The sequence below is a fragment of the Stieleria varia genome (genome assembly GCF_038443385.1).
Taxonomy (GTDB): Bacteria; Planctomycetota; Planctomycetia; order Pirellulales; family Pirellulaceae; genus Stieleria; species Stieleria varia.
In genome coordinates, this window is sequence record NZ_CP151726.1 from 8,836,548 (window position 1) to 8,862,107 (window position 25,560).

13 protein-coding genes are annotated in these 25,560 nt (G+C 58.1%); 10 read left to right on the top strand and 3 right to left on the bottom strand.

Going from position 1 to position 25,560, the window contains the following annotated elements:
- Positions 1 to 777 precede the first annotated feature (777 nt).
- From Pla52nx_RS29965 to Pla52nx_RS30005, 9 genes are all read left to right on the top strand, one after another.
- On the top strand, positions 778 to 1,164 hold the full coding sequence (locus Pla52nx_RS29965; RefSeq protein ID WP_146523193.1) for a cupin domain-containing protein: 387 nt from the start codon (positions 778 to 780) through the stop codon (positions 1,162 to 1,164).
- Positions 1,165 to 1,355: 191 nt separating this feature from the next.
- Positions 1,356 to 3,677 carry a PQQ-binding-like beta-propeller repeat protein gene (locus tag Pla52nx_RS29970; protein WP_146523192.1) on the top strand — a complete coding sequence of 774 codons (2,322 nt, stop codon included), beginning with the start codon at positions 1,356 to 1,358 and terminating at the stop codon, positions 3,675 to 3,677.
- Positions 3,678 to 4,245: 568 nt separating this feature from the next.
- Positions 4,246 to 6,228 (top strand): PQQ-binding-like beta-propeller repeat protein, encoded by a 1,983-nt coding sequence (locus tag Pla52nx_RS29975; protein WP_231742747.1) that lies wholly within the window; start codon positions 4,246 to 4,248, stop codon positions 6,226 to 6,228.
- Positions 6,229 to 6,254: 26 nt separating this feature from the next.
- Positions 6,255 to 6,641 carry a response regulator gene (locus tag Pla52nx_RS29980; RefSeq protein ID WP_146523190.1) on the top strand — a complete coding sequence of 129 codons (387 nt, stop codon included), beginning with the start codon at positions 6,255 to 6,257 and terminating at the stop codon, positions 6,639 to 6,641.
- 40 nt (positions 6,642 to 6,681) lie between these two features.
- Positions 6,682 to 7,140 (top strand): aspartate 1-decarboxylase, encoded by a 459-nt coding sequence (panD, locus tag Pla52nx_RS29985; RefSeq protein WP_146523189.1) that lies wholly within the window; start codon positions 6,682 to 6,684, stop codon positions 7,138 to 7,140.
- A gap of 104 nt (positions 7,141 to 7,244) precedes the next feature.
- The gene (locus Pla52nx_RS29990) at positions 7,245 to 7,799 is read left to right on the top strand and encodes a DMT family transporter (protein WP_146523188.1); all 555 of its coding nucleotides are present in this window, start codon (positions 7,245 to 7,247) and stop codon (positions 7,797 to 7,799) included.
- A complete protein-coding gene (locus tag Pla52nx_RS29995) occupies positions 7,796 to 8,425 on the top strand; it encodes an RNA polymerase sigma factor (protein ID WP_146523187.1) in 630 nt (209 codons plus the stop codon). The genes Pla52nx_RS29990 and Pla52nx_RS29995 overlap by 4 nt, the downstream gene beginning before the upstream one ends.
- Entirely contained in the window at positions 8,419 to 9,717 is a 1,299-nt protein-coding gene (locus Pla52nx_RS30000; protein ID WP_146523186.1) for a hypothetical protein, read from the top strand. Before Pla52nx_RS29995 ends, Pla52nx_RS30000 begins: the two co-directional genes overlap by 7 nt.
- 139 nt (positions 9,718 to 9,856) lie before the next feature.
- A complete protein-coding gene (locus Pla52nx_RS30005) occupies positions 9,857 to 12,697 on the top strand; it encodes a serine/threonine-protein kinase (protein WP_146523185.1) in 2,841 nt (946 codons plus the stop codon).
- A 104-nt stretch (positions 12,698 to 12,801) separates the two neighbouring features.
- Here Pla52nx_RS30005 and Pla52nx_RS30010 read toward each other — a convergent pair whose 3' ends face one another.
- Both Pla52nx_RS30010 and Pla52nx_RS30015 read right to left on the bottom strand, forming a co-directional pair.
- Positions 12,802 to 18,084, bottom strand: a complete 5,283-nt coding sequence (locus Pla52nx_RS30010; RefSeq protein WP_146523184.1) for an MG2 domain-containing protein — start codon at positions 18,082 to 18,084, stop codon at positions 12,802 to 12,804.
- Positions 18,081 to 18,623, bottom strand: a complete 543-nt coding sequence (locus tag Pla52nx_RS30015; protein ID WP_231742738.1) for an RNA polymerase sigma factor — start codon at positions 18,621 to 18,623, stop codon at positions 18,081 to 18,083. The genes Pla52nx_RS30010 and Pla52nx_RS30015 overlap by 4 nt, the downstream gene beginning before the upstream one ends.
- Positions 18,624 to 18,782: 159 nt before the next feature.
- On the opposite strand from Pla52nx_RS30015, the gene Pla52nx_RS30020 reads away from it, so the two are divergent.
- The gene (locus Pla52nx_RS30020; RefSeq protein WP_146523182.1) at positions 18,783 to 21,554 is read left to right on the top strand and encodes a tetratricopeptide repeat protein; all 2,772 of its coding nucleotides are present in this window, start codon (positions 18,783 to 18,785) and stop codon (positions 21,552 to 21,554) included.
- Positions 21,555 to 21,710: 156 nt separating this feature from the next.
- On the opposite strand, the gene Pla52nx_RS30025 is transcribed toward Pla52nx_RS30020, so the two are convergent.
- On the bottom strand, positions 21,711 to 25,418 hold the full coding sequence (locus Pla52nx_RS30025; protein WP_146523181.1) for a hypothetical protein: 3,708 nt from the start codon (positions 25,416 to 25,418) through the stop codon (positions 21,711 to 21,713).
- Positions 25,419 to 25,560 lie beyond the last annotated feature (142 nt).

Here is a 25,560-nt window from a genome sequence, read left to right on the forward strand (position 1 = left end):
TCTGCGAGAGAAAAACGAGGCGAGAAAGCAACTTTGGGATCGACAGTGCCGGCCCGGAGTTTCGCTTGTTCACCAATTCAAGAGATGAAGCTTCCGTTGTGCGGGACACCCGACCCGCCGGCTTCGTCATCCTTGACCTCTCTGATGCTGCGGTGGAACAGATCAGAGTCATCGCGTTTCAATCGTTTCGATGACCACTGGCAAGTCCTGACGTCCGTTGTCAGTGACTCTGGGTCATTTCAGCTCATCGTTTTCAGCCGGCCACGAGCCGGAAGTTTTCGATGACCTGAGTCAACATACGTATCGGCCCGGATCATGGGTAGAATCAGTGCTACAAGGCATTTTCGGTAGTTTGGGAAACTATGCCGATCGCGTCGCCCTAGCGAGTTTTTCGGCCTTCCGCGATTCCTCCGGATGCACGCATGGAAGATTGATTAAGATCGGTATAAACTACCACTGAAGGCCTTCGGGCCGAGAAAAAGCTCCCCAAACAGGGGTAACCCGACCTGTCCTGTGTGATTCCGCGAACCGGCTTGCAAGCCTCCTAGAATTGCCTGCCAGGGTGGCGAAACGATGTCACGATTGAGTCTCGCCGTTAAGCTTGCAATGCAATCCCCCTCTGCAGGCTTGCCATAAACATCCCCACCAACGCCGATTCTCGGCAGCATTTTGCCGCTGAATGCGGTCCCACCGATCGCCTGCCCACCATCAGTCGCGATTGCCAGCCACCACCATACGACGTTGGCCCGATTACGGGCCCATTGGCACATCGACCTCATGAATCCCAGCTCATCCCCGCCGACCGCTCGCTTGGTACATCTGCCGGACTTGCCCCCTGTGGACTGTCCTTGTGGGCAGGCTCGACGAGGATTTGCTGACTGCACAGAATTTCCGGGTACAATCCACCTGACGAACATTCACACCGACGCCCGCGCTCATTTCCATCAGCGACTGACCGAGGTCTACACCATCCTGGATTGCGATGCCGACGCGGCGATCGAGTTGGATGGTGTCGCCCAGAGCGTGAAACCATTGACTTCGGTGATGATTCCCCCGGGGGTCGTTCATCGGGCCGTCGGGCGGATGACGGTGTTGATATGTTGCATCCCCAAATTTGACCCCCACGACGAATACTTTCCAGACGAATACTTTCCAGACGAATGAGCCCCGGGGCCGCACATCGTTGGCCCGCTTCTTGCACCAAGTCAGCAGCTTGATGCGAGTGTGCCAATTTCGCGGCGACGGAGCCGGCCCCTGCTACTTAGCCGGTCCGTGCTACTTAGCTGGCACTTTGCGACCTGATGGTCCATCACTCCCATCCCATCCTTCAAGCAAACACCGAGAGATACCAACCGATGCGAGATAGCAATATTTGGTTCACCCACCGTGATTCTTGTCGTGCAGGCAGGACAAGCGTTCGATGCCACGATGCGACCAACGGACGATCCCGCTTTGCCTGGATCGTCATTGCTGTCTTGGTTGTTTCCGGTTTTGCACTCGCTGACGCCCAGCAGTCTACGGCGGCCGACTGGACGTATTGGCGTGGTCCGGCGATGGACGGCACCGCCGAGGCAACGGGACTGCCTGATTCTTGGGATCCCGATGGCGGCGAAGGCAGCAACGTGCTGTGGAAACGCGAGGACATCGGCGGCCCATGCACCCCGATCGTCATGAACGGCAATCTCTACACCATCCAACGCAACGAGCCCGGAGAGCCGACCGAAGGCGAAAAGGTGGTCTGCCTGAACGGGGCAACGGGTGAAACGATTTGGGAAACCAGTTTCAACGTTTGGCTTTCCGACGTGCCCGCCGAGCGGATCGGCTGGAGCAGTGTCGTCGGAGATCCAGAAACGGGTTACGTCTACGCTTTGGGTGCCTGCGATGTCTTTCAATGCTTTGATGGCAAAACCGGCGAAGTGATTTGGAAGGTCCCACTGCACGAACAATACGGAATGCTCAGCACCTACGGTGGCCGCACCAACTTTCCCATCGTCCACGAAGACCTCGTGATCATCAGCGGGATCATCATCAACTGGGGCGAAGCCGCCAAACCCAATCACCGGATCTTGGCGTTGGACAAACGGACCGGTGCTGTTCGCTGGTTCTCCGGTACGAGGGACCTGCCTTACGACACCACCTACTCGGCACCGTCATTGGTGACCATCGACGGGCAACGTCAGTTGATCATGGGAACGGGCGATGGCGCGGTTTGGGGATTTCAACCGCGGACGGGCAAGCCATTGTGGCACTACGACCTTTCGCGTCGTGGAATCTTTGCCACGCCGCTGGTCGTGGGTAACAAAGTGTTCTGCTCGCACAGTGAAGAAAACTACGGTGATGAAAGCATCATGGGCGCGGTCGCGGCCCTTGAGATTTCAGGCACCGGCGACCAAACCAAAGCGAAAGAGTTGTGGAAGCAATTCGAAGTCGTCTGCGGGTACAGCGAGCCCGTCTTGGTAGAGGACCGTCTGTACGTCGTCGATGACCGCTGCAAAATGTGGGTCTTCAACGCGGAGACCGGCGAACCGCTCATCGAGAAAGAGTCCTTTGCCGGCTCGCGCCAACGCGCTGCGTTGTTGTACGCCGACGGAAAGATTTATGTTTTGACCGAGAACGGCCGATGGGCGATCGTCAAACCGACGTCCGACGGATACGAAGTCCTCAACAAAGGCCGAGTGCGTGACACGGGTTTCTCCGGATCACCGATCGTTGCCGATGGGCGACTCTATTTCCCCAGCACCACCACGCTCTATTGTGTGGGCACGGGTGAGGGCAAGCAGACCGCACAGACGATGACGGAAAGCCTGGGAACAGAGACTCCCGTCAGCGAAGACTCCAAGATCGCACAGATCCAAGTCTTGCCCGCCGAGTCCTTGATCCAACCGGGCGAGTCGATCGAATTCTCTGTCAACGTCTTCAACGCCATCGGACAGCAGCTGCCGACACCCGAGTCCGGGGTCTCCTACACCGTCGAAGGGCCAGCCCAGATCGATGGCAACAAATTGACAGCAAATGCCGATGCCCAGCACACCGCTGCCATCGTTACTGCGACGCTCGATGGTGTGACCGGACAAGCACGATTGAGAATCGTCCCACCGCTGCCTTGGAACTTTACCTTCGACAAACTGCAGGAACCGCCGGTATCATGGGTCGGTGCCCGATACCGTCACGTGATTCGCCCTGTCGATGGATCGAACGTGCTGACCAAGATCAGTACCATCCCCAAGGGAGCACGAAGCCGAGCGTGGATGGGGCCCAGTGATTTGTCCGAGTACACGATCGCCGCCGACGTGCGGGGCGAAAAAGCGGAAGAGCAACTGCCCGATATCGGCTTGACGGCACACGGATACGTGCTCGACTTGATGGGGCAAAGTCAGCAATTGCAGATCCGAACTTGGTCGGCTCAACTCAGGATGGCCCAGTCGGTACCATTCTCGTGGCAGGAAAACACTTGGTATCGCATGAAGCTACGCGTCGACTTGGAAGGCGAGGGCGATTCAACCGTCGCTCTCGTCCGTGGCAAGGTTTGGCCGCGAGATGTGGATGAGCCCGAAGGCTGGACCGTGACCGCTCGGGACGAATCGCCCAACTTGGCCGCCAGTCCAGGGCTTTACGGAAACGCGAAAGTCGCGGAACTTTACCTAGACAACCTTACGGTCACAAAGAACGAAGACTGAGTTCCAGCCTACTTTCACCGAGTCACGTCGGGCGTCTGTTTCGAATCCGTTTCCGAATCACGCCCGACAAGCACAAACCTCCCCATAAAAACTTACCCGTAGCTGACCAAACCGGTCACGCTGCAACGCACAAAAATTCAACCCGCCCTCCCCGCAGCAAATTGCAATGCGTAAACAAGAATTCTCCGCGTGGACCTGTATCGCCGGCGCCTGTCTGATGGGTTCCATCACCGCCGCCTTCGTCAGCGGGTGTAAACCGCCCACCGCCGCTCGACCGGCCGCCGAACGAACCTCCGCCAACGCGACGGCGTCCGATGCTGCCGTCAGCACCGCGTCCAACACGACCGCGTCCAACACAACCGTCACCACCGGCAACGTCACAACGGCATCCGCTGCCGCGGTCGAAACACCGCTGGCAGATGCTCCCGCCCCGGCACCGGAAGCCCCAGCACCGGAAGCCCCAGCACCGATGAAAACAGATGTCGCCGCAACGACGACTGATGACAAGGCCGCTGCAGAGTCACCTGTCGAGACCGCACCCGCGGAATCGGCCGACGCCAAGGTCGCGATGAAACCAGCGGAAGAGCCTGCTGCCCCCTCGCCGGCCGCAACAGAGTCGCCAGCCGCCGACACCAGTGAAACAGAAACTGCCGCCGAGGCTCCCGCAACGGAGACGTTGGTCTCTGAAGCCGTCGAGCCGGAGAAAGTCATGGAGGCCGGTGGCGACTGGCCTCAGTGGGGCGGCACGAGACTTCGCAACAACACGCCCAACGTCAGCGGCCTGCCCTTGGAGTGGAACATTGGCAAGTTCGATCGACGCACCGGTGAGTGGGACAAGTCCAAGGTGTTGAACGTCGCTTGGTATTCCAACTTGGGCAGCCAAACCTACGGCAACCCGGTGGTCGCCGACGGCCGCATTTTTGTCGGCACCAACAACGGTGCAGGACACCTGAAGCGGTATGACCCTCAAGTCGACCTGGGATGCTTGTTGGCGTTTGATGAGACCAACGGCGATTTTCTGTGGCAACACAGCAGCGAAAAGCTGATCACCGGTCGCGTTCACGACTGGCCATTGCAAGGCATCTGCTGTTCACCGTTGGTGGAGGGAGATCGTTTGTGGTTTGTTACCAGTCGCGGGGAAGTCCGCTGTCTGGACACTGCCGGATTCAAAGACGATGAAGACGACGGAATGGTCGACCCCGAACCCGCACGCGTCGCCGATTTGATGCTGGCCAGCGATCCAGGCAAAGCCGCCATGGGTGGTTTGGCAAAGGGCGAGGTTGCCGAAGCGTTGGCGACTGCGTTGGACACCGCCGGCGAAACCGTCAGCGGAGACGTCAAGGTCGAAGCCGTCACGGAAGGCAGCAAGTGGACCCTCACCGGTAACTTCGGAGGTGTCGATCGCACGTTGACCATCAACAAAGAAGGTCCACGACTGAGTGTCTACAAAGAGCTCGGCATCCACGATAAAAACGACGCCGACGTGATTTGGGTTTTCAACATGATGAAGTCCCTCAACGTCAGCCAACACAACATGTGCTCGTGCAGCGTGACCAGCTACGGTGACCTGTTGTTCGTCAACACCAGCAACGGCTTGGATGAGTCTCACATCAACTTGCCTTCCCCCGACGCGCCGACGTTCATCTGCATGGACAAGAACACGGGTAAGCTGCTTTGGAGCGATGCCTCGCCCGGCAAGAATATCTTGCACGGTCAATGGTCCAGCCCAACCGTTGCTGTCCTCGGTGGCGTGCCCCAAGCAATCTTTGCCGGCGGCGATGGCTGGATTTACAGTTTCAAAGCCGACAGCGGAAACGCGGGCAAAGGCGAGCTGCTGTGGAAGTTTGACGGCAACCCCAAAGACACCGAATGGAAGCTCGGTGGCGAAGGAACCCGCAACAACATCATCGCGACACCAACCGTCTATGAAGGACGCGTCTATGTGGCCGTCGGTCAGGACCCCGAACACGGTGAAGGGCAAGGTCACCTGTGGTGTATCGATCCGACCATGCGTGGAGACATTTCTCCCCAGTTGGCGATGAAAGTCGAGGGAGACAAACGTGTCCCGATCGAGCACAAGCGGATCCAAGCGGTCGAAGCTGAGGAAGGTGAGATCGCCGTCGACAACCCGAACTCGGGAGCGATCTGGCACTACGCGATGTACGACGCCAATGCCGACGGAGAGATCGATTTCGAAGAAGAGATGCACCGAACCATCGGATCGATCGCGATCAAGGACGATGTGCTCTACGTCGCGGACTTCTCCGGTTTGGTTCACTGCTTGGACGCCAACGGCAAAGACGGCCAACCGGTGGTCCACTTCACCTACGACATGCTGGCCCAAAGCTGGGGCAGCCCGCTGATCGCCGACGGGCACGTGTTCATCGGCGATGAAGATGGCGATGTGGCGATCTTTGAATTCGGCCCCGAAAACAATGAGCCGATCGAAGAAATCAACATGGGCAGCAGCGTGTACAGCACGCCCGTCGCTGCCAATGGCCGAATCTATATCAGTACCAAAGACAAGCTCTTTGCGATCGAGAAACAATAGCACCGTTTGACTTCGAGCTTACTCCCATGACCAGACTTGTTATTGACTGTGGCAACTGCGGACCCGATTTTCACTCGATCCGACAGATGGTCACTTCCCATTTTGACGCAACTGTCGTGCAGACCCACGGGGCTCAGGACACGTTGGAATTGCTGCGTACGCGCGATGTGGACCTCGTCACGGTCAATCGCAAACTGGATCGAGACTACTCCGATGGTATGGAAGTCGTAAAATTGATCCGAGCCGATCCCGAGGTCGGCTCGGTCCCGATCATGCTGGTGACCAATTACCCCGAACATCAGGAAGCAGCGATGGAGCTGGGCTGTGAACGGGGCTTTGGAAAACTGGCGATCGGAGATCCAGAAACGTTAGAACTGTTGACGCCTTTCTTGGGCGAAGTGATCACGCGGTGACGCTCGTCGCCGCTGGTCGCAGAACGAAAGTGATCAGAGAATGAATGGACCGTTTCGGAAAATGCTGTCCGCCAAGATTCATCGCGCGACGGTGACCGAGGCGAACGTCGATTACGAAGGCAGCATCACCATCCCTCCCGAACTCCTGGACGCTTCGGGCATCGCTGCCTACGAAGCCGTTTGTGTGTGGAATGTTACCCGCGGAACGCGTCTGGAAACTTACGCGATCACCGGTCAAGTCGGCTCGTCGGACATCTGCGCCAACGGCGCAGCGGCGCACCTGATCCAACCCGGCGATCAAGTCATCATCGCGGCCTATGCGTTCGTTCATTCCGATGAGGTCTCGTCCCATCAACCGCGTTTGATTTTCGTGAACGAAAAGAACGCGATCGTGCACAGCGGTCCCGAGATCGCAGGACCATTGATCCGCGAGTCGGTCGGTCAAGCTTTCGATGCCGCCGTCAGGGGCACGCCTGTCGACGGAGTCGCCGGGGCGTGATGTCGCCCCGACGCGGTGCCCCGGGGAGCGACAGCGCTGGCAGCGACGGGTCTGGCAGCGACGGGTCTGGCCCATCAACCTTTCGCCTCCGAGGTCTTTCAGGCATGTTGCTTTTAGCGGTATTGATCGGATTGGCCGCCGGGGCTTTGTTGGGTGCACAGCCCAGTGCGAACGGCCATCTGGGGCGTAACGTCGTGCATCCATTGCAGGCTTCGCTGATCTCGTTTGCTTCCGGGACCGCGATCCTGCTGGTGCTGTCGGTTTCGATCAGCGGGTTTCCAAAATTCACCACGGCACCCGGTTCACTACCGTGGTGGGTTTGGATCGGAGGAGCGATCGGCGTCGTCATGGTTTCGACCTCGTTGTACTTCGTTCCACGAGTCGGCTCACTGCCATGGTTTGCCGCCGTCATGACGGGTCAGACCGTCGCCGCCTTGATCCTGGATCACTACGGTTGGATGGGGAATCCTCGCAGCCAAACGTCCTGGATCCGATTGCTGGGAACGGGCCTGTTGATCGCCGGGGTGATGCTGATCGTGGTGGCCAAGCAAACAGAGAAACGGGTTTTTGACTCGAGCGATACTCTGGAAAACAATGCGATATCCGGTTCGGCCCAACGAGGCGGTGACGCCCAACCATCTGAAACCAAATCAGAATGACCAACGCGTTCCCATCCAACGACAATCCAACCCCACACTCGCCCGGTGATCTCGGCGAGTCTGGATTGAATGCTGCGCACTCGGCCGGCACGCCTGCACCCGGTTCGCTAGACGGCATCTGGCGAGAATTCGGTGATCAACTGCGTCGTCGTGCCCGAACGCGTTTGCGTCAATACGGTTTGACCGGACAAACCGAATCGATGGACATCTGCAACGAAGTCATGGTCGACTTGGCTCGGCGCAAGGATGCCGATCGCCTGCAAGCCGACGACGTGCTCGCTTACATCCTGCGGGCGATCGACAATCAAGTCGTCGATACGTTTCGGACCCTCGCTCGCCACTGTCGTGACTTTCGTCGCAATGAGTCGGCACCGGTGGAAGACATTCGGCTCAGCCAGCCGATTTCCTCGCCCAGCCAAGTGGCCCTGCGGCGTGAAGTCGCCTCACGAGTGCGTTCGGTTTTGGGTGAGCATGACGCCGTTGCGATTGACATGATGTTGGAGAATCGCGACTGGAGCGAAATCGGTGATGCGTTGGGTTTGAAACCCGATGCGGCTCGCATGCGTGTCCGTCGCGCCTTGGATCGAGTGCGAAAGGACATCGGATTGGATGAAAGTGAATGCTGAAACAGCCATCGAACGACGCGACCCTGGATCGCTGGATGGATTGGCTATCGAAACGACGCGAGCAACAGCCCCGCCAACCGCTTCGTGAATTGCTGGACCAGGCAGCGGAAATGTCCGCTCAACTGCTACTGGACTTGGCTTGCGTCGACTTGATCCAACAACGCCGCGCCGGTGTCGAGGTCGACACCGAGTCGTATCTGCAGCAGTTTTCTTCACTACAGAACGCCGCAGCGACACTTGATTTGATCGATGCCGAACTTTGCGTCACGCGAGAACTCGGGCTGCCGCTGGACGCAAGAACGCTGATCGGTCGATTTCCCGAACAGGCAGATGCGATCGCCCAGCTGATCCGATTGGACTTAGACGCAGGATCGGCTAGTTTACTTTCCGGTGTGGTACCCACACACAGCGTGGATGAGTCACTGGATTTTTCGCTCAGCGATCTTGCCTCGAAAAGTGATTCGCGTCAACTCGCGCAAGTCCGATCGCCGGTCACGCCACCATCATGGCTCAAGAGCCTGCACTGTGTGGCCAGCGGACCGGGTCACTGGTTGTTCAGGGGACGCGACTCGTCCAGCGGTCAGAACATGGCGATGAAGGTCATTCAGCTCTCGGGCGTGCTGACAGCGGCGGATCGCAAACGTGTCTTGGACTTGTGTGAACAAAGCAGTCAGGTCGGTCATCCCGCTTGGGTCGTGCCTCGAGTCGCCGCGATCGAAAAGAGCTACTTGGCCGTCATCCGTCCTTGGGTGTTCGGTGTGTCGATAGAAAGCACTGTGCTGGATCAAGCCGTTGACGCGTCGTCGCTGATCCGTCGCATGCGTCACCTGTCCACCGTTGCCTACGCATTGCACGCCGCGCATCAAAGTCGGGCCTGTCACGGCGGGGTCAATGGCAAGAATCTTGTGATCGATCATGACGGTACGGTCAAGCTGTTCGACGCGGCGTCCACTCTGGTCGGATGGACGCGATGGTTGTCGGCCTGGGATAGGGACGAAGCCGCATTCGAGCGATTTCGAGTCCAGGCCGACGTTCGCGACCTCGTTCGCATGATCGCCTCCGACGCTCTGTTGTTGACAGGCTTTGGCGATCGAGACGATTGGTTTCAAAAGCTGGCCGGATTGTCGTGCGGCTGCGCCGGCGCAGTGGGTGACGAACTGGTCAGAAAAGCGAGGCAAATCGAAGACGATCCGCTTCGTCTGTCGGGGGATGCCAGTCCTTCGGCCGCGGCCCGGATCGCGACCCGGCTGCGACTGGGACGCTTTTTCCAACCACGCCCCGCGAACGATTAAACTGTGCGGGATGCCGACCACACGTAGCCGCGTCTCTCCGAGACGCGAACGTTCGCGTCTCGGAGAGACGCGGCTACGTGAACCAGTTCATTCGTATCGCTCCAACGCCCGCAGCATTCCGCCTCCTCGAAGTTTGACCATGCAAATAGCCTGCCCAAATTGCAAGGCAAAGCTGACGCTCGGCACACCCAAACCGGGACGCTACAAACCGAAGTGCAAGCACTGTGAACAACCCTTCATCTTGCTCGTCTCAGATGATGATCCACCCAAAATCCGATTCGGTAAAATCCCGACGGAGAAAACTTCCGAACAAAAACCACCGTCTCAGGCCGTCGGAAAACCTGCTCCACAAGAACAGCCCACTCAAGCTGCCCCAGCTTCGGCAACCCAAGCGGATCCGGATCAAACCATTGATGCAACCATAGCGCCTTCGCAGACCACGGCGCAGACCACGGCGCAGACCACGGCGCAGACCACGGCGCGAACGATCCAGAAAACGATGGACGCGTCGATCGCTGCGGCGAAGTCGTCGCAGTCTGCCACTCTGGAGGCGACACTCGACCCGAGCACGACGGGCAACTCGAATGCGGATTTCAGCGGTGACGCCGCCGCGATCGTATCGTCTGGTCGCGGCAGCAATGGCGCAGCTGCCCCTTCTGGAGCCCGGTCATCCGTTGCCAAACCAGCAACCGCCGCGTCGTCAAACGATTTGTCACCGATCCCTCAACGATTGGGCGGCTACAAGATCTTGCGAATGCTTGGTCGTGGCGCGATGGGCGCCGTCTATCAAGCACAGCAGATCTCGTTGGATCGCAACGTCGCACTCAAAACCATCCGCTCGCGGTTGGCACAGAATCCGGCTTCTCTGGCTCGTTTCACTCGCGAAGCCTATGCGGCGGCACAACTGACGCACCACAACGTCGTACAGATCTATGACTTTGGTGAAGACGAAGGGCAGCATTTCTTCAGCATGGAATGGGTGCGTGGGGGAACGCTCGGCGATCTCGTTCAAGAAAAAGGGCCGATCGATCCCAAGCTGGCTGCCAGTTACATCTTGCAGGCCGCGCGGGGGCTCCAGTTCGCCCACCGCAACGGCATGGTTCACCGCGACATCAAGCCAGCGAACCTGTTGCTCAGTGACGACGGCGTGGTCAAAGTCGCTGACTTGGGACTGGTCAAGATTCCCGAATGGGTCGAGCCCGAATCAGAAGTCGGACCGGCGGCCGTCAGTGGAGTTCAGAGTGGTACCCACGTGACGATGCAGGGCACCGCTGTCGGTACGCCCGCTTACATGGCTCCCGAACAAGGAATCGATGCGTCGTCGGTGGATCATCGCGCCGACATCTACTCGCTCGGCTGCAGTCTGTTTTACATGCTCGCGGGCAAAGCACCCTTTGACGGTTCGGAAGTCTCCGAAGTGCTGGCGATGCACGCCCACCAACCGGTTCCCGATCTGACAAAGATCAATCCGCGTGTGCCGCCACAACTCGCTGAAATTGTGTCTCGGTGCATGGCCAAACAGCCCGCGCAGCGATACGACTCGCTGGCGACGATGATCGATGACCTGGACGCCTTTCTCGGCATCCAACACGACGGCGAGTTTTCACCGACGACGCAGCAAGCAGACCAGTGGGAGTCGATCGCCAGCGAGTACGCGGCGTCACAAGCGATGCGTCGGTTGGGCAAGCCGCTGCTGCTGACGCTTGCCATCGTATCCCTCCTGCTCACCATCGCTCTGCCGATCCTGTTGTCGATCGGTTGGATCGCGTTGGGGCCGATGTTGTGCTTGAGCGTCTTGGCCACAGCGATCATCTTGGGTTCCACGGGCGGACGTAGCCCTGTCGCCACCTCGATGCGCCGCTGGATCGGCACGCTGACTTGGTGGGACTACCTCATGGCGGCGTTCGCCATACCGACCGTCGCTGTGGTCGGCTTTCTCGCCGGCATGCTGCCCGCCGCAATGATCGGCGGCATCCTCGGAGCGGCCGCCGGCGCGGGTTATCATTTCGGATTGATCGCGCCGAGCCGACGCTCAGGCGAGGACAAGTTGCAACAAGCAGAACGCTTCATGCGTGATCTGCGGATCGCCGGTGCCGACGAAACAGGCCTGCGAAACTTTGCCGCCCGCTATGCCGGCAAACGCTGGGAGCTGATCTATGAAGACCTGTTCGGATACCGCGCGCTGATCGATGCGAAAACAAGGTTGCAGCACGATCCGAGTTTCCGCGGTGGTGTCTCCCGCTCAAGTTGGCGTGATCGCATTTGCGATCGGTTGGACACGATGGCCAAGTCCAACGAAGAGTCAAAGACGCATCAACAGTTGGCCGCCATCGAAGAACGTGGGTTGGTCAGCGAAGGACTCAGTGCATCAGAGGCACGCGAGCGCAGTTGGCAAATGGCCGCTGCGGTGATGGAGGGTGCTAAGCTGCCCGCGCCGATCAATACGGACGACGCGGAGGCCGCAGCCAGAGCCAAGCGGGAACGCATCAAAGCGGACTTGGCCGAAGCACGCAGTGGCAAGTACAAAATCAAACGCGATCCTCTCAAACCGCTCAAACTCGCGTTGTCGGGCTACACACGACTACTGGCCGGATGTTGTCTGCTGGCCGTGTTCGGGATTTGGGCACAAAGTTCCGGTTTGCTCAGCAGCGAATTGATCCAGTCCGTAAAAACCGGCGATGTGGACCTGCAAGCGTTGGGGCAACAAGCCGTTGAGACGCCGATGGCGGACGCCCAAGTCGGCGGGGGAATGAATCCTTGGTCGATCGGGGCCGCCGGATTGCTGCTGGCCATGTCCGCGTTCGTTTCCGGCTGGCGAATGACTCCCTTTGCAGTGATCGCAACCATCGTGATCGTCTTGGGTGCTCAGTTGGGCGTCCCGGCGATCAATGTGGTGCCCGCATGGCTGGTCTCGCTTGCCGCAGGACTGATCGTCTATTTGCCCGGCATTTTCTTTGGCGAGTCAGGACACGCTCAGTGACCCAAGGTGTGGTGCTGGCCTGCTGGTTTCCTACTGTCCCATCAGTCCCATGCGTCCCCTAGGTCCCATCAATCCGGTCAGACCGAATCACTAAACATTACACCCTATCGTGCCGTCTCGACTTTCAGTGGTGCTGTCCAGTTCTTTGCCTCCGCGGTGTAGTACAGGTAGGTTCGCGATGCGGGGCCGGTGTAGCTGCCGGGGACGGTTGCAGTGACGGTGAAATCGATCGTCTTTTTCGCCGATGGTTCCAGCGTTCGCCAGTAAAACACGACGTCCCGGCCTCGCAGTTCGTAGTAGTCAAACTGGCCGGCCTCTTGTAATTCGTCCAGCTCCTCCATCTTTGGCTCCACGCCACCGGGCAATCCCACGACGGCGACCGCCATCGGTTGACCGGCGTCGGTCGTGTTCACCAAAGTCGCACGGACCGTTGCGGTTGCTCCATCGGTCAACGAGGTGGCCTTGTCGCCTCCCACGAACTCCGTCGTCAACTTCAGCGGACAACTCGCGTCACTGATCGGTGTCTCGGCATGTGAAACGATGTCGATGCTGAAGGCCAGACTTTCACAGCCCGGTGCCAAGAGTTTCAACGCGACCGATTCCGTTTCCCGATCGGCTGAGAGTCGTTTCAACAACTCATCACCGAGTCCACGGATTTCAATCGCGTCACCGCTATCGATCGTCGACCAGGACGCTTGCCCGATCGTTTCGTCGCCAAGTTGGACTTGCAAGGAACCAGACGAGTTGTTGCCCAACAGTTTGCCGGCACCCACGAGCGCCTTGAGCGCCAGCACGGTCGCTTGTGTGCTGCCGAATCCGCTACCGGATTGACGATGCGCCAACAGCCACATTGTTGCCCGACGCGTACGCTCAACGTGCTGCTTGCTTTTCAGCCATGCCAGGATGGCCAGCGAAGTCGTCTCGACTTGTCGTGAGATCCCGCCACTGGAAACGACGGTCGTTGCCCCGTCCAAACCACCGTCATCGGCTTGCAGCTCACCGAGTCGATTCAGTAATTTTTCACCGACCGAAACTCGCCCGGCGTTCATCAACGTCGCTGCCGACAATGCGATCAAGTACGCGTCTTCACTGGACTGGGCGACGCGTTGGATTTCATCCAATTCCTTGGCCATCTCTCTGGCGGATCGTTGTGGTTGGCCGGACGCAACGTCGGCCTCCGTCAACGCCCACATCACGTACGCGTTGACGATTTCCTGCTGCACCGACCAGACATGCAGGTGTCTTGGGTTGCGATGAAAACCGCCTTTGCCATCACGCCTGGACATCAACCAGGTCCGTGTGCGTTGGACCATCTCGGTGTCGACTTGCATGACCTGCTGCATATCGGCGAACTGCATCAAGCCGAATGCCGAGAGCGCTTCGTGACCTGGATCGCTGCCGAACCACTCGTAGCCGAGTTGCTGGCACTCAAAGCTGGTCAGCTTGCCGTAACCGCGCTCCAACATTCCCGTCGCCTTGCGAGTGATCTCGGGTTTGGCGATCCCGTTTTGTTTCATCAACAGCAAAGCCATCGTGTTGGGATAGTTGGTCGCGGAGGTCTGCTCAAAACACCCGTGCGGTTCTTGCAAGATCCCTTCCACGCCCGACATCAAATCTGCCAAGCGAGACGGATACACTCGCAAGGTGACAGCCAAGGATCCCGGCACGATATCGCGAGGAATCGGCAAATCGACTTCCGCGGACTCGTTGATCGTCCCGGACAGCGCCGAGGACATCGGATATCCGCGTGGCGAAATCTTGAGCGTTCGGCGGATGTTGTCCTTCAGCACTTGGCCGCCCGGTGCCGCGGTTCGGCCACGGATCTCGATCGACGCAGTCTTTTCGTTGTGACCAGAACCGACAAACAACGGAAAGTACTGCCGCGTGCGATCGAGTCCGGCGATGCCCGACAAAGTTGCCGCGGTAGACTCGGCCGACAGTTCGTCACCGACGACCAAGTCAAGCGACACATCCACTTCGTCCTTTGTCGCATTGACGACCGCGACAGGCAGATCGATGCGGTCACCACTGGTGACCTCCAGCGGCAACTTGGGCTCGATTTGGAAAGGCAAACGAGAGACCACTTCGGCATCCCCACTGCCGATCCTTCCGTCCGTGGTATGCCCATCGATGTTGACGCGAAAGAGCGTGACGGAGTCGGACACGTCGAATCGGATCGTCGCTTTGCCTCGGGAGTCCGTGATCAGCAAAGGATTCCAATAGAGTGTCTCGGCAAAATCCGATCGCACCTCCGGATCAGGCCGTTGATGCTGGTGAGCGTATTCGCGGACGGGGAACCGCAATTCGGCCAGCAATTGATTGGCAAGATCCTTACCGCTGATGCCACGACTGTTTGCATACTGGCTCAACTGCTCGCGAAATCGCTGTTGACGATTGGCAACCGGATCGAGACCCATGCCTTGTCCCATCGCATTGCCCATGCCCATGCCCATGTCCAGGCCGGGTCCACCGAATGCGTTCATGTCACTGCGGTCTTCGAAGGCTTGACCTGCGAAATCGCCTGCCAACTCGTTCATTGGAAAGCCGTCCATGCCTTTCATCCCCTTCATCATGTCACGTCCGGCATCGACCAAGTCGCTCCACTTCGCTTCGTCATCGCGTCCACCAAGATCAGCCGGCTCAGAGGTGGGCTTCTCCGCTGCCGGCGCGGACGACTCAACAGGTTTGATTTCCGTTGGATTTTCTGCCCAAGCTTTCGCCGCACTCATGTCCGCTTCTTCGCCGGACGCCATGGCAGAGCCTGCCTCGTCACTCTTAATCTCAGCGGTGCTGACCACACGATTTTCGGGAACACCGCATCCGGCGATCATCAACCCCGACACAACCAGCAACAACAACCCCGCGAACACGGATGCGGTGCGTCGCCGAGCAAAAAGACTGATCAAAGCAACGAACACCACCCACACCATGCCGACCAGCAGCAACAATACCATTGTCTCGCCGATCAATGCTTGCCATGCGTCTCGCATCTTGGATTGATACACGCTCCACTGACTGTGAAATACAGGTTCGTTGCTGACCTGAACAGGCAACTCCGAGTTTCGACTTCCATCCAAATCCAACAGCTTGGTCAGTTGCTCTTTAAAAGCACCGTCGGCTTGATCAGCCGAACCACTGACAAAACGTCGCCAACCCTGTGTGCCCAACAGCAAGTCCAGGCTCTCGGCAGCCTCGGCGTCATCGCTCAAGTAGAAATTCGCGTGCTCCAGATCTTCTGGCGATTGAACTTCACTGGTCAACAAAAAATGTGTCTTGAGCGTCGGACGTTCCGTCTCATCCAAACTCAGTGACGCGTCGTCCACCACGCTGACCCCCAACACCGCGGCGATCGGTCGATCGTTTTCATCGGTCACCTGCAAAGTCAACCGAGTGGCTTCGCCGGGCGATCGTTCGATCGCACTGTCACGAGAGACTCCGTCGTCGGACACCACGCGTACGTTCAATTCCTGATCGCTGCGACGGAACACCAGTCGCTCCACCATCGGAGTCGGCGGTGTTGACTGGGCATCCAGCACGGTCACACGCAGAACACCATTGGCAGATGGCTGCAGTGCGACCGCAATGGTGTTGTCGCCTTTCTTGAGAGCGACACGTTGCTGACCAACCAACTCGCCTCGACAGACGACGTGAACCAGCACATCACGACGTTTGGGCGAGCGAACGATCATGCCCAACGCTTCATTGGAATCGAGTACACCATCGAGGGTATCGATTACCGGCAGGTTCTCCACCACGGCGGGCAACTCAGGCGTGCTTGTCACGTCCAGGGGCGAGACAATCTTGACTTGGTATCGCTGACCGACTTCGGGGACGAACCGAAATAGGCCCATCCCGTCGCGAACCGTTTGGATATCGGCCACTTTCTTTCCCGATGCGGAGAGGACTTCCCCGGTCACTTCGATCGGTTCCCCGAGTGAATCACGAGCGTTGAAGTAAACGCGATTGTCCAATCCGTCGACGAGATAGCCGCCTTCGGGATAGAACTCCATCGTGACCTTGCCGGTGTGAATCGGAATGCTCTTGGACTGCGTTTCTTTGACGCTGCCGTCGTCGATCATCACGGACAACGTGCCGACACCTTTTTCGATCACCTCGGGCAGCTTGAACTCGATGGCCAGCGTGCCGTCCTCACCGGTCCGCGTCGTGTTTTCATAGATCACACGTTCGTCGACGCGAGCGGTCACCACCGCGGTTGCATCGGCCAGCACCTCGCCTTCGGCTCGTCGCACGGAGAAGTCGGCTTCGACGGTATCGGTCGCTCCGTAGCTGCGGCGACGAAACTCAAGATCTTTCTTGAAACGCGGGACCCGATACGCTCGAACCTGGATCTCACGTTCTTCGTCGGGAAAGAATCCGTCCAGGCTCTTGGCGACCAGCTTGTAGGTTCCGCCCGGTGCAAAACTGGGCAGCGCAAACGAACCGTTGCCCACACCTCGGTCTGTCACTCCGGCGATCTCCAACGCACCGATCTTGGCACCACTGGGATCGAGCAAATGATATTCGATGGGCACATCGGCGTGAGCGGCCAAGGAACGTCGATTCAATGTCAGAGATCGAAAGAAGATCGTTTCGCCGGGACGATACACCGGTCGATCGACGGTCACGTAAGTCAGACAACGCGTCGGTTCCAGGGGAATCTCGATCGTCGCGTTGGCTTGCTCTTCACCGTCCGTGTTGGCCGTGACCTTGAGTCGTGAATCGGGCGGGATCACCACATCGTCGGGGACCGTGACGCGACACATTCCGTCCGGGCCGGTTTCCGATTCACCTGCGAACAACACCGAACCATTGGAGAGGACCGAGAACGAAATCGACGCGGGGACCACGATGGAGCTGGCCGTGGAGCCTCGTGCGGATAGACGCATGGTGGTGAAACGAAACTCATGACTGGCCGTCGCCTTCTCAGGCTCGACCGATTGAGCACGGACTTGCAGAGCCGCCGGCGGCGCGGCTGGCAAACTTTGTTGATACCGATAGCCGGTCACCATCACGGCCAAGCATGCCGCCGTGGCAAGCGTTGCAAACGCAGTGATCCAAAATCCTGCGTTGCCGCCTTCACCAGGATGATTGGCCTCGGCATGTGCCGGCAAAGCGTCCTCGTCTCGATCGTTCACGTCTCGACCGTCATCTGCTTTGAAGGCCGTTTGGAGCGCACCCATCGACGTTGCCAAATCACCAGTCGGTTGAACCTTCGTTGCCTCCGTGATTTTGCCAGCCAATTGCAGAGTGGTCGCCCAAGCCGTCGCGACGGCGGGATCCTTTGCGATCCGGCCACGCAATTCAGCCGCCTCGCTGTCGTCCAACAGCCCGTAGTGCAACTCCATCAGTTGCTGCATCAGTTCATCGTGATCATTCATATGGTTCATGACAGGTCCCCCACGCTTTGGCGGAGTTGACGGATGGCGGTGCGCATCCGAGTTTTGACGGTGCCGATCGGGAGCGAAGTGGTTTGGGCGATTTCCTCGTAAGTCAATTCGCCGTTCTGCCGCAGCAGAAACACTTCCTGCTCTTCGGCTCGCAACTGCCGCACGGCATGTTGCAAGCGTTGTATCTGTTCGTCTTGGACGAGCCCCGAATCGGGGCTCTCAGCGGTAGAAACCATCACAGCGTCCTCGGCTAGGGACTGGCGACGGCGATTCCAAGCCGTCTTTCGAAAATCACGTCCGGTATTGAGCGCGACCCGAAAGACCCAAGCACGCAAGTTGGTGATGTCCGAGAGTTCCTGGCGTTTCCGCCAACATTTCAAGAACGTTTCTTGCAGCGCGTCACGAGCGTCTTCGATATTCCCGACCAGATAAAACAGCGTTCCCAAGATTTCGCCACGCGCATCATCGAACAACTGTTCCAGCAATTCGCTGAAATCAGTCAGATCCGGGGGTTCGGTCTTGGAGGGTGCATCGGTCATGTCAGAAAAGATTCTCGCGGCCATCGGGGGCGGCTACCAAGACAGACGAGGCTGCGGACGACGCGGATTTAAGGAATATCCAAAAAAACACGCTTCGTCCTCAAACCACTAGAATGAACGCTTTCTCAGTGCGATTGGCGGTTGAAGGAAGGGAGCAAGATGCGTTTTTTATGTTTCGTGGCCGCGGTGGGGTGTTTTGTGGGCTCGGCTGTCACTTCGGTCTTGTCGGCGCAGGACCCGAATCCGCCCGCGGGCCAGCCCGCGGTTCAGCCGGCGAATAACAACACAGTGGAGCATCGCGAAATCCGCGACTTCTTTCAGCGTTTCCAGGAAACCACCAAGGATGAGACCGCTGAGAAGCTGATGGAGTTCTACGACTTTGACGCCATGGTCCAAGCCATCGTGGAACTGGCCGACGTCCCGTTGCCGCCGCCCGGGCAAGCCCAAATGGCAGTCGCACTCCGCAATCAAGTTCAAACCCAACTCACAACGTTGGGCGTGACTTGGCTGCGTCACAAGATCGTCAGCACCGACTTTGATCAACAGAGGACACGTGCGGAAGTCTTCATCCGCAACTGGACAGAGTCTCACGGCACCTCTCGCGAAATCTTCGTGCTCCAAAAAATCGGCGGCCAATGGAAGATCGTCGATTACAACGATCTCTCCATGGATGTCTCCATGGTCAGCTTCACCGCCGCCGTGATGCGAGACGCCAGTCAAGCCAATGCTCCCGTGGAAATGCTCCAAGCTGTTCGTGGCTTGCTTGCCTCCATGATGGCAGCCGCACAAGAAGACACCTACCAAAGCGTCAATGAACTCGATCAAATCCGCGGATACCGCTTGCCCCATTCGATGGAGGGCATCCGGTGGAAACTCGCTGCGGCAGTGTACACTGCATGGGATGCGGCGGAGGCGATTGAGTGCCTGGACAAAGTCGATGCGTTTGGCGCCAGCGCCCCCTTTGCAACTTACGTCCGCAGCAATGCGTATCTCATCTTGGAACGCTATGAACTCGCCGCCAAATATGCCCAGCAATACTTGGACGAATTCGGTGCCGACGCAGACGCTTCGCTCGTCCTGGCCGCTGCGTTAGAAGAACTCGGCCGAACCGACGAAGCCATCGCGGCATACAAGGCCGCCGTCACGGACACCCCGGAAAATGTCGAGAGCCTGGTCCAGTTGATCACGCTCCTGCCGGTCCAACGCAAAGAGGAATGGACACCTCTCTTTCAGAACACGCCCATACCGGAGGAAGCGTTCGAACTCATCAGCGACTCGTTGATCCTTGCCGAGAAACCCGACGTCCTACAAATCCTGATCGACGAGATGGCGGCGATCGATCCTCAAGCTCAACTCATCGACTTCTACCGCGCATCCGTGCTCCACATGCGCGGCCAGACCGACGCAGCCATCGATGCCTTGCAGGAGTTGATTCGCAAGACTGACGAAGCATCCGATTGGCTCTCTTGGTTTGAATACACTCTGTGTGAGTGGGTGTCAGACGATGTTTCCCGGTCGGGCAGCGATCTGGTCAGTGTTTACAGCCAGTGCTCAGACAAAGAAACAGCATTTGAATGGTTCTTGAGCGCCGACGAAAATGACGACGCAACGGATGCGGTTCGAAATCAGATCAACGAAATGATCAAACTGCATCTGCAAGAGTTTGGCGATGATCCCAATGCTCATCGAAACATCGCGTGGAGAGCTTTTCGCCTGAAGGACTACGAAACAGCCAAAACCGAATTCCGGACGGCCATCAGTCTCATTCCCGACGATGAAGAGCACGAGTACGATCTCGCAGAGACACGTAGCGAATTGATCTCCTGCTACATTGAGCAGGATCAATACGCCCAGGCATACCGCGAGTTGGAGCCCAAAGAAGAGGTGTTCTCCATCTTGGTGGAAGAACTCGATGCCGATGACCCGACCTATCAGCAACTGCTGAAGCTTCATCGCGAAACCGATCCCACCAATCCGCGTTTCGTCATCGAAGACGCAACCGAAGCCTATCAGTCGGGGGACTATGAAAAGACGCTCGACTTGGTCGGGGCGTCGCTTAAACGATCCGGCTCAGAACAAAATGATACCTGGCAAGAGATGCCGCTCCGGCGACTGCAGATACGTGCTCTGGCCCAACTGAAGCGATTCGATGAAGCGTTGCTTGCCGCTCGGCAAGCCGGTGTCGAGCATCGCGACTACTATCGCGCGATCATTTATGCCGTCAAAGGGGACAGGGAGCGCTTCGAAAACGCGTTTGTACTCTCCATCGGTGACGAAACCTACTACGCTCGCGAGGACTATGATGACCTCGATGAAATCCCCGAGGGTTGGATCGGCGACACAGACACCACCAGCGCCACACCCGATGCCAGCCAAAGGGCATTTGACAGAGATTTCGAAATCCGCCGATTGATCCTACTGCTCTCAGAACCACGTAATGTGGATGCCGGGCGGGTTCTGGATGCGGCGAGCGACATGGGACTGCAACTCTTTGCGATCGAGCCGCAAAGGGTCACCACCGACGAAGACGAGTACGTCTGTCAATGGAATGGTAACGCGTGTACTCTCGCCATCGATGGCTGCCGGTACTTCGTACACAGTGGCAACACGCCGTTCTTGGAGGACCGCGAAGGCTCTAATTTCTTGATCGAGTCTGACGAAGTACGAGAAGCCTACGCAAAGCACAACGCATGGATCGCAATCGACATTTACACGTGGCCACAAAATGCTCAGGCAGGCCATCCGATCGCGATCCCACCGCAGGCTGAAAAGCGATTGTGCGAACTCGCCAAGAGGCTCGCCCAGGACGTCGCTTTGGTGGCCATCCACATCGACACCGAGCAAATCGCAAAGTGCGACGAAGCCTTCTTTGACAAGCTACTCAGCAACGATCCCATCACAGCCTTCCAAAACGAAATCGTTGAGCCGTGACAGTAGGTCATGCTCTGCATGACGAAATACGGTACGTACGCCTTTACGCCTTGGTGACCTAATTCGGTGACCTCCGGAGCAGTCCGGTTGTATTGTGCGGTTGTGTTGAACGGATGTTGTCATGCAGAGCATGACCTACCTAATGCAGCGGTGCAGCTAGAATCCGAACAGCTTTTCCAGACCCGTTGCGACTTCTTCTTGCAGCTTGTTCTGCACGGCTTGAGTGCCCAGTTGCATCACGAGGTCTCGGACACCTCGGGGATCCAATCGTGGTTGTGACAGCGTTCCCGTGATCGGCATGGAAACCGACTGGCCGGCCATGCCTTGTAGGTCACGCCCGATCCATCGTGCGTCCAAGGGTACTTGGGCGACCAAGTTGACCGAACCGTTCATGCCGACTTGACCGCTCGTGATCAACTGCGCGCGATCGATTTGCAAGTACATCCGCTGATGGGTCACGACGCCATTGCCGACCGCGAAATCGACGCTTTGGGGTGGCATTGTGACCAATGTCTTACCCGTCACATCACGCCCAACGGCCAAGGCACCCTGCGACAACGACTTGAGCTGGTCCACACCCTGGACGACTTGATTGGCCAAGGGCCCCGGTGAAAGCTGCAGACGCTCGATGTTCAAACGTCCTCTTACGCGACTTTGCTGAGGTGCATCAAAGTTCACGAACGCTTCGTCGATCTCCGCGCCGATCGTGCCATCCACTTGGGTCGCATCGGCCGCGATGGGTGCTAGGTACTTCAGCCACTGCGAGGTCATCTGCTGGGTGATGCGAACGTTCTGTGCTTTGGTGCCGGGTGCCAACTGCATGGCGACGGGGCCGGGACGGTAGAAGATGTCACCGGCCAAGTCGACTTGGCCGCCTTCCACGGGGATCACGCAAGGATTGATCCTGACGATGGAGTCGGTCATGTGAAGGGGGATGGAACATGGCCCAAGATTGACACCGGCGACGGCAACCGATTCCCATCCCATGTTGCAGTCGACTTGGACGTCCAGAGCATCCTGCGGTCCGCGAGCGATGGCGATCTTCAAGGGCGTTTCGTGGATCCCCACGGCATCAATGCGTGTCCCGGTCAGTGCGGTCAAACGCCGCGCCACCTCGTCCATTTTGAATCTCGATGGGCCATCCAGCTCCACCTTGCCCACCACATCGTTCCAAACCACGTCGCCGCTGAGTGTTGTGGCAAACCAATCGCCCGAGATTTGCAGATCATCGGTCGATAGCGTTCCGCTGCGAGAGTCGTATCGGGCGACGGTGTTGATTTTGACATTCGGTTCCAGCCAGACGATTTGATCCAACGCCGACGCGTTTTGTGCTAACAATGTCCTGGGTTGTGGACCGAAGCCCACATTGAGCGGACTTGATTCATGAAAGGCGACGTCTTTGGCGGTGGTCTGCGATTCCAGTTCGATCAATCCGGCTCCCAGTTCCAAAGCACTGCTGCGAACGCTGATCTTTCCCTCGCACGTGCCGGTGATGAATGTCGACGAGGTGGGGACTGGTACTTCGTTGAAATTCTGAGGAGCTTGCGGATCAAAGGCGGCTTGTTGGATGTTGCCCGCGGCCCGAGCCATGCGTGGCTGCATGCTGTCCTGCAACCGTTTCAGGTCGGCCCTCCAAGCGAGTTGCAGTGCGACCTTCTCCCGATTCCATTCGCCTTCGGCAGCCAATGAGATGGCATCGCCGACGACTTGCAGGGAGCGACTGTTGAAGTCACCCGAGGGCAATTCCACGCCGCCCTGGAAATCGATGGTCACACGCGGTTGGCTGATCCAATTCGCGCCGTACGCGATGCGAGGTCGCGTGATGTCGATGCGAGCCTTGCTGATGCTCGCGTGGTCCGACGAGATCATCCCATCGGCGTTGAGCACAAAGGCTCCCTCCGCGTCTCGCGTCGCCTCTGGCAACCAAGGACGCAGCGTCTGCGCTACGTTTTCAATTCGCCCGTTGGCATAAAGCTGAATCGGAAATCGGGATGCTGATGTCGGATTGGCGACGGCGCCGGAAAGCTCTGCTCGCAAGTCCATCCCGTTGCTCAGCAGCTTGAAATTCGCCTGCGAAAGTTCGGCGAGCGATTGTCCGTTCCATCGTCCGACGGCATTGACATCACACTGAACCGACGAGCGTTGAATCCGATGCCCATCTGGCAAGGCGATCAACAGATTCGTCGCGTTCCCGGAGCCCGTCAGTTGCCACAGGTTTTGGTTGGTCGCATTCCAGCGAATGCGACCGGTCGCATTTCCACCGAGTGAGACGTCGGACAAGTCCACGACGGGGCGTAGCATGGCGTACAGTCGTCCGAAGTCGATATCCAAATCGGCTTGGCCGGTTTGCAAATCTCCGCTGCCGGTTGCCGTCGCAAAGGAACTGGTCCACTGAAACTCATCGGCATGAACTCGACCGCCACGATTGGAAACCATCGCGGTCAACTCGATCGGCTGGACCACGACAGCACGCCCGTGCGCTCGCGCACGCAGAGAGTCACTGGCGAAAATCAAACGACTTTGTCGGGCATTGGTGCTGGCGGGATCATTGTCGTTCTTGGCGACCGACTGAATGGTGGCGGACGCGTGACCGGAGATCAATTGTGCGTCATCACGCAATGGGATCATCCCCGGCATCGCTTGATCAAACGCGGCCAAGTCCACATCCACGCTTGCTTGACCATCCAATGCTTCCAGCCATCGAAGCGGGTTGTCGTCAGCACCGACTAGGGAGAACTCTGTCGAGAACGCGCCGTCGAGCGTAGCGACGGCAAAGTCCGTGGTGGCTTTGAGTCCACGACCGATCACCCAGCGATCCACCAAAGAGACTTCGCCGTCCAGTGAGGCCATGGCGTTTTTCCAAGCACCTTGGCGTCCTGGCAACCCGGCGACGGAAAGGTCTCGAATTCGTAGTTCTTCAATGGATGCCTCAACATTGCCACGGTCGTTTCCACTCAACAGGATCTTCCCTGTCGCTTCGCCGGTCACACTCGGTCCGTTCTGGCCAAGCATTTCGGGAAAGCGGCGTATCAACAAATCCGTCACCGACAGCGGTAGCGATTCGGTCGTCAAGTTCATTCGCCAACCGCCGGCGTTTGCCATCTCACCAGCGGGTGTTGCCGCAGGCGAGGTTCCGGACAAGTCTGCTGGGCTCCAGTGGATTTCTGTTTGCAACGATCCGGCGTTGCCCGACGGTTCCGTCAAGACGCCCGCGAGCGAACCTTCGATGGAACGTCCCGTCATTTGAACGTCCATGTGCGATTGTCCCATTGACCAACCTCTGCCCGTGGGCAAATCGATCACCTCGACCGTTGCGTTCTCCACATGAACATGGCCGTTGACGTTGCCGCTGCCCTGGTCGTCACCTTGCATCAGTGGCTGCAAGTCGCGTTCGAGCGAGCATACGCCGTTGTCGACGGAGCACCGAATGTTGAGATCGCGGACGGTGATGTTTCCCAATGACTCGGGATCGAAACTGAAAAGGTCCAGGATCGTTAACTCCGTGTCGACTTGCTCTACCAAAATCTCGCTGCCGGAGCGTTCGTCTGGGGCCGCGCCGATTGCATTTTGGACGGGACGACTTTTGATGCTCAGACCACGCAATCGCAGAGGGGTGATCCAGCCCACTCGCATGGACTCGACCTGCCCATCCAGTCCGTAGCCGGAGAGGGTGTTGGATAGCAGAGATGTGCCGATGGAGGTATGGCTGACAAAACTAGGCCCGGCCAATACAAACAATGCCAGCATCAATAGCACGGCGATGGCCGTGTAGCGTCGGCGACGAGAGCGGTTGTCGCGTCGTCTCAGAAGTCGGTCTTGCTGATTACGTTCTGCTTGGTCGAGCAAAAATTCATCGGTCGCCACGGTCACATCCTTGTCAACCTGTCTCGCGGAATAGAGTCACCCGGCGACAATAGCAAGTTGACCGGGTCCAGCGCAAGATCATCTGGGCGATTGTCCGAGCGACTGCGGTGCACGCTATCGGCTCGTAATGTCGCTCGATCTC

What these genes read in the sequence shown, in the direction of transcription:
- Pla52nx_RS29970 (WP_146523192.1), top strand. Translation starts at nt 1,356, where the DNA reads ATGCGAGATAGCAATATTTGGTTCACCCACCGTGATTCTTGTCGTGCA.
- panD (WP_146523189.1), top strand. Translation starts at nt 6,682, where the DNA reads ATGAATGGACCGTTTCGGAAAATGCTGTCCGCCAAGATTCATCGCGCG.
- Pla52nx_RS29965 (WP_146523193.1), top strand. Translation starts at nt 778, where the DNA reads ATGAATCCCAGCTCATCCCCGCCGACCGCTCGCTTGGTACATCTGCCG.
- Pla52nx_RS30005 (WP_146523185.1), top strand. Translation starts at nt 9,857, where the DNA reads ATGCAAATAGCCTGCCCAAATTGCAAGGCAAAGCTGACGCTCGGCACA.
- Pla52nx_RS29995 (WP_146523187.1), top strand. Translation starts at nt 7,796, where the DNA reads ATGACCAACGCGTTCCCATCCAACGACAATCCAACCCCACACTCGCCC.
- Pla52nx_RS30020 (WP_146523182.1), top strand. Translation starts at nt 18,783, where the DNA reads ATGCGTTTTTTATGTTTCGTGGCCGCGGTGGGGTGTTTTGTGGGCTCG.
- Pla52nx_RS30010 (WP_146523184.1), bottom strand. Translation starts at nt 18,084, where the DNA reads ATGAACCATATGAATGATCACGATGAACTGATGCAGCAACTGATGGAG.
- Pla52nx_RS29990 (WP_146523188.1), top strand. Translation starts at nt 7,245, where the DNA reads ATGTTGCTTTTAGCGGTATTGATCGGATTGGCCGCCGGGGCTTTGTTG.
- Pla52nx_RS30000 (WP_146523186.1), top strand. Translation starts at nt 8,419, where the DNA reads ATGCTGAAACAGCCATCGAACGACGCGACCCTGGATCGCTGGATGGAT.
- Pla52nx_RS29980 (WP_146523190.1), top strand. Translation starts at nt 6,255, where the DNA reads ATGACCAGACTTGTTATTGACTGTGGCAACTGCGGACCCGATTTTCAC.
- Pla52nx_RS30015 (WP_231742738.1), bottom strand. Translation starts at nt 18,623, where the DNA reads ATGACCGATGCACCCTCCAAGACCGAACCCCCGGATCTGACTGATTTC.
- Pla52nx_RS29975 (WP_231742747.1), top strand. Translation starts at nt 4,246, where the DNA reads ATGAAACCAGCGGAAGAGCCTGCTGCCCCCTCGCCGGCCGCAACAGAG.